Origin of the sequence: Kitasatospora putterlickiae (assembly GCF_039527695.1) — a bacterium.
In the GTDB taxonomy this organism is placed as follows: domain Bacteria; phylum Actinomycetota; class Actinomycetes; order Streptomycetales; family Streptomycetaceae; genus Kitasatospora; species Kitasatospora putterlickiae.
Genome location: NZ_BAAAKJ010000414.1, coordinates 7,964 through 8,470, shown reverse-complemented (window position 1 = coordinate 8,470; position 507 = coordinate 7,964). Strand labels below are relative to the sequence as shown.

1 tRNA gene and 1 pseudogene are annotated in these 507 nt (G+C 74.2%); both read left to right on the top strand.

Features of this window, described 5'->3' with window-relative positions:
- Window positions 1-287: pseudogene (locus ABD308_RS34895) on the top strand (hypothetical protein); the annotation flags it as partial.
- 111 nt (window positions 288-398) lie between these two features.
- Window positions 399-472 (top strand) — tRNA-Ala (locus ABD308_RS34890).
- Window positions 473-507: the final 35 nt, after the last annotated feature.

Below are 507 nucleotides of genomic sequence, written 5' to 3'. Positions count from 1 at the left end.
CCGCCGTCTCGGCCTCGGCCGTGGCGGAGGCCACCGAGCACGAGGAGTGGGTCGACGGCATGCGGGAGCGCGGCGCGGCCGGCCCGGACTCCTGGGAGCCGGTGCCCGTCCCGCTGCCGACCTACGTGACGGCCCCGGTGGCCCCCCGGGTCAACCGCGGACTCGACCTGTCGGCCCCCGGCACCTGGAGCGCCGGCCGCCCGGCCGAGTCCCGGAAGACCCCGCTGTTCGACCAGTACGCCGAGCCCCCCGCGCCGGACCCCCGTCCCCGCGCCGCCAACGAGTAGCTTCGAGGCCCCCTCCCCGGGGGCCTCTTCGCTTCCCGGCACCCCTCCAGGGCCCCCACCAGGGGGGTGGTCACGGACCCCCTCCGAAAGGTGCTAGAGTTTCTTCTCGTTGGGGCTGTGGCGCAGTCCGGTAGCGCACCTCGTTCGCATCGAGGGGGTCAGGGGTTCGAATCCCCTCAGCTCCACCCAATGAAAGTCCCGCCCGATCGGTTGATCGGGC